Annotated in this window: 4 protein-coding genes and 1 pseudogene; 3 read left to right on the top strand and 2 right to left on the bottom strand. The window is 72.4% G+C overall.

The features are described from left to right. Positions 1 to 240: 240 nt before the first annotated feature. On the bottom strand, positions 241 to 666 hold the full coding sequence (locus tag QFW81_RS13175; RefSeq protein WP_280579354.1) for a type II toxin-antitoxin system death-on-curing family toxin: 426 nt from the start codon (positions 664 to 666) through the stop codon (positions 241 to 243). Between the two features lie 8 nt (positions 667 to 674). After that, the gene (locus tag QFW81_RS13180; protein ID WP_280579356.1) at positions 675 to 896 is read right to left on the bottom strand and encodes an AbrB/MazE/SpoVT family DNA-binding domain-containing protein; all 222 of its coding nucleotides are present in this window, start codon (positions 894 to 896) and stop codon (positions 675 to 677) included. Between the two features lie 122 nt (positions 897 to 1,018). On the opposite strand from QFW81_RS13180, the gene lexA reads away from it, so the two are divergent. From lexA to QFW81_RS13195, 3 genes and pseudogenes are all read left to right on the top strand, one after another. After that, positions 1,019 to 1,624: a transcriptional repressor LexA gene (lexA, locus tag QFW81_RS13185; RefSeq protein ID WP_280579357.1), complete on the top strand. Its 606-nt coding sequence runs from the start codon at positions 1,019 to 1,021 to the stop codon at positions 1,622 to 1,624. Positions 1,625 to 1,653: 29 nt separating this feature from the next. After that, a pseudogene (imuA, locus tag QFW81_RS13190) lies at positions 1,654 to 2,226 on the top strand (translesion DNA synthesis-associated protein ImuA); the annotation flags it as partial. A gap of 656 nt (positions 2,227 to 2,882) precedes the next feature. Next, on the top strand, positions 2,883 to 4,301 hold the full coding sequence (locus QFW81_RS13195; RefSeq protein ID WP_280579359.1) for a Y-family DNA polymerase: 1,419 nt from the start codon (positions 2,883 to 2,885) through the stop codon (positions 4,299 to 4,301). Positions 4,302 to 4,453 lie beyond the last annotated feature (152 nt).

Genomic DNA, 4,453 nt, shown 5'->3' on the forward strand with positions numbered 1-4,453 from the left:
ACCGGCCGCGGCGGCGCTCGGCTTGCGGGGCGCCTGCGTCAGGTGCGGGTCTACCGGCGTGCTTTTCGTGAATCTCCAACCATCCCGGCACGCCAGGTACGGATGTCCTTGGGTGCGAAATCAAGGAGGAGGCGACGGCCGCGGGCCGTCGCCGGGGGACATTCGCACCCGAGGGCATCCGTACCTGGCCCGCGGACATCGCCGCCGCACTTGCTGCCGCATTTGACGGAGCGCACGGCCTCAGGCGGCGTAACCCGGATCCGCTTCCTGCACTTGTCTGGCACGCACCACGATGCGCGAGCGCAGCCACGCGGCGAAATCCGCCTCGCTTGTGGAGCCTTCGGCGAGACCGAGATACTGCGGGTACAGCTCGTGGTCTTCCGCTTCCAGGGTGGCGTCGTTGAGCATGATGAAGGCTTCGCAAGCGACCGCGGCGGTGCGCTTGTTGCCATCGACGAACGGGTGGTTGCGTGCCAGTCCGAAGGCGAGGCTGGCCGCGAGGTCGGCCAGGTCCGGGGGCGGGTCGCCGTAGGCATGGCGCTGCCGGGGGCGGGCAAGGGCGGAATCGAGCATGCCTTCGTCGCGGACGCCGCTGCCGCCACCGTGTTCGGCCAGTTGCCGCTCGTGGATGGCGAGCGCGAAGTCCTTGCTGATCCAGACGATCATGCGCGGCCCTACTGCGCGAGCTTGTTAAGCAGCGTCCGGCGCTTGCGCATCACTTCTTCGGCCACTTCCATCTGTGCGGCCAGTTCCGGATCGAACGCCGTCAGGCGGATGCCGTCGGGCGTCTCCAGCGCATACAGCTCGTCGCCCTTGCCCACGCGCAGGCGGGCGAGCAGCTCCTTGGGCAGGATGACGCCGGCGGAATTGCCGATGGCGGTGATCTTGAGCTTCATGGCGGCCCGATCCTTGTTATAACGAACGTTATATTGCCGGATCCGGCACGCCGCCGGCAAGGCGGCCGGAGGGCGTGTCCAGTCTCGCCTCCTGCGCCGGGAAGGTGTACAAATGTACACCCATGAGCCCGCTCGATTCCCTGTCCCCGCAACGCGCCGCCGTACTGGAGTTCCTGCGCCGGGAGCTGGCGGCCGGGCGTGCGCCCACCCTGGCCGAGATCGCCCATGCCTTCGGTTTCGCCTCGCGCAACGCCGCGCAGAAGCACGTGCAGGCGCTGGTGGCCGACGGCCTGCTGGAGCTCGACACCGGGCGCAAGCGCGGCCTGCGCCTGCCGGGCCGTCCCGACCAGCTGCCGCTGCCGGTGCTGGGACAGGTGGCCGCGGGCCAGCCGATCGGCGCCGACATCGGCAGCGACGCGCTGCTGCTGCTCGACCGTGCGCTGTTCTCGGACAGGCCCGACTACCTGCTGCAGGTGAAGGGCGATTCGATGCGCGACGACGGCATCCTCGACGGCGACCTGGTCGCGGTGAAGCGCGCCAGCGAGGCCCGCAACGGCCAGGTGGTGGTGGCGCGCATCGATGGCGAGATCACGATCAAGCGCCTGGAGCGCTCGACGGCGCGCATCCGCCTGCTGCCGCGCAATCCCGACCACGCACCGATCGAGGTGCGCGCCGGCCAGGAGTTCGCGATCGAGGGCGTGTACTGCGGCCTGGTGCGCAAGGGCTGACCGTGGCCGCCTTGCAGTCGCTCGAACAGATGCTGGCCGCACGCACGCTGTGGCATGCCGGGCGCAGCGCGCGGAGCGTGCCCGATGGCGAGCCCACGGGCCTGGAGGCACTCGATGCATTGCTGCCGCAGCGCGGCTGGCCACGACGCGCGCTGACCGAACTGCTGCTGCCGGCCGATGGCGTGGGCGAGATGTCCCTGCTGTTGCCGACGCTGGCGCGGCTGACGCAGGCCGGTGGCCGGGTGGCGCTGGTCTCGCCCCCTTACCTGCCGTACGCGCCGGCGTGGCAGGCGGCGGGCGTGGACCTGGCCCAGCTGCAGCTGGTGCAGGCCGCGCCGCGCGATGCACTGTGGGCGTTCGAGCAGTGCCTGCGCAGCGGCGCCTGCGAGGCGGTGCTGGGCTGGCCGGCGACCGCCGATGCGCAGGCGCTGCGCCGGCTGCAGGTGGCTGCCGACAGCGGCGACTGCCTCGGCTTCGCCCTGCGCGACCGCAGGCACGCGGCCAATCCCTCGCCGGCGGCGCTGCGGCTGGAGGCGGTGCGCGAGGAAGGCGCCGGCATCGCCTGGCGAGTGCGCAAGTGCCGTGGCGGCCCGGTGCCGGCGGCCACGTTCGTGCCGCGGTCGATGCGGGACGATGCGCACGCCGTTGCGTGCCCGGGGCCGCGCCCGCGGGTCGTGCCGGAGGAGAAGGCTCCGGCGCGATCGTTCACCGCGGCGCCAGACGTGGGCATCGACCACGCGTCCGCAGGCCGGTCTTATCCTGCCGGCGGGGAGCAGTGGCGTCAGGATGTTCGCAAGGCCGCCACCGGTGCGCTGGTCGCGTCCTCGCCTGAAGGCATCGTCCATCGTTCCAGCGCGGCGCATCCGGCGTCGAGCGTGCCATCTCCTGGCCTGCACGGGCGTCCACCAGGCCCGCGCGTTCAGGACACCGCTGCTACGTACACGCCGCCCATCCAGGCCTTCCCTTGCCTGCTTCCGCAGTCCCCGCGGTTGCCTCCTGCGCTGCCCCTCGACTCGCTTTTCCTTTCCCCGCCTTCGGGGGAAGGTGCCGAAGGCGGATGGAGGCGCGCCGGGAAGAAAGAAGCCGGCGTCGTGTCCGGCGCTTCGCTGCCGCACGGGGCTTCGATCTCCTTCATGCCGAAGGCCGGCACGGCTCCGTTCGCGGTGGCCGCGTCCGGTCTTCGCGCCGTTGCGGCGCCCGCGCAATACGAACTCGGCCTCGTCCCGGGCCCCGCGCCGTTCCCGCGTGACTGACGCCGATGCTCTGGGCCTGTGTACTGCTGCCGCAACTGGCGCTGGATGCCGTCCTCCGGCGCCTGCCTGATCCCGACGCGCCGCTGGCGCTGGTGGAAGGGCCTGCGCAGTTGCGCACCCTCCATGCGGTGAACGCTGCCGCGGCGCAGGCCGGCCTGCGCGCGGGCATGCGGCTCACCGCCGCGCACGCACTGCTGCGCGATTTCGCGATGGTCGAACACGATCCGCAGGCCGAGGCGCGCTGGCAGCGCTTCCTCGCCGCGTGGGCGTACCGGCACAGTTCGCTGGTCAGCGCGCAGTGGCCGGGCTGCATCGTGCTGGAGGTACGCGCGAGCTTCCGCCTGCTCGGGCCGTGGCCGCGGATCGAGGCACGGTTGCGCGAGGAACTGTCCGGGCTCGGCTTCGGCCACCGCATCGCGATGGCGCCGACCGCGCGCGCCGCGCACGTGCTGGCGGGCCTGCGCGACGGGCTGGCGGTGATGCACGCCGGGGCCATGGCCGAGGTACTCGACCGGGTGCCGGTGCGCCGTGCGCGCCTGCCGGGCGACGTCGGCGAACGCCTGCAGCGCATGGGCGTGCGCGATCTGCGCACGCTGCGCGCGTTGCCGCGCGACGCCCTGCGCCGTCGCTTCGGCCTGCCGCTGCTCGACCATCTCGACCGGCTGTACGGCGAGGCCGACGATCCGCTGGACTGCTATTCGCCGCCGGACCATTTCGATGCGCGCGTGGAACTGGGTTACGAGGTCGAGAGCCACATGGCGCTGCTGTTTCCGCTGCGGCGGCTGGTCGGCGACCTGTGCACCTGTCTGTCGATCCGCGACGGCGGCGTGCAGCGCTTCGTGCTGCGGCTCGAGCACGAGGGCGGGCACACCGATGTCGAGGTCGGCCTGCTGGCGGCCGAACGCGAGCCGGCGATGCTGTTCGAGGTCACGCGCAGCCGGCTGGAGCGCGTGCGCATCGACAGGCCCGTGGTGGGCGTGCGCCTGATCGCGCGCGAACTGCCGGCCTTCGTGCCCGCCTCGCGCGACCTGTTCGATACGCGCAACCAGCAGCAGTTGCCGTGGCCACAGCTGCGCGAACGCCTGCGCGCACGCCTCGGCGACGAGGCGGTGTACCGGGTGGCGCCGGCGGGCGATCCGCGGCCCGAGCGCGCCTGGCGCCGGGTGGAAGGCGACGATGCGTGCATCGGCGACGCACCGCCGCGTCCACCGCGCCCGGCGTGGCTGCTCCCGCGCCCGGTGCCGCTGCGCGATCCGCATCCGCGCATCGTCTCCGGCCCCGAACGGCTGGAAAGCGGCTGGTGGGACGGCGAGGACGCGCGCCGCGACTACTACGTGCTGGAAACCTCGCAGGGCCAGCGCGCCTGGGCGTTCGCGCCACCGGGCGAACAGGGCGGCTGGATGCTGCAGGGGTGGTTCGCGTGAGGGCCCCACAGGCGATGGCGCTGCAGGCAGTGTCACCGCAGGCGGTGGTGTTCCGGCCGATGGCGCCGAGGTCTCCTGCATGGCCATGGCGCCATGCCGTTCCTTCCCCTGCTTGCGGGGGAAGGTGGCGCGAAGCGCCGGATGGGGGCGGT

Source organism: Luteimonas kalidii (assembly GCF_029887935.1).
Taxonomy (GTDB): Bacteria; Pseudomonadota; Gammaproteobacteria; order Xanthomonadales; family Xanthomonadaceae; genus Luteimonas; species Luteimonas kalidii.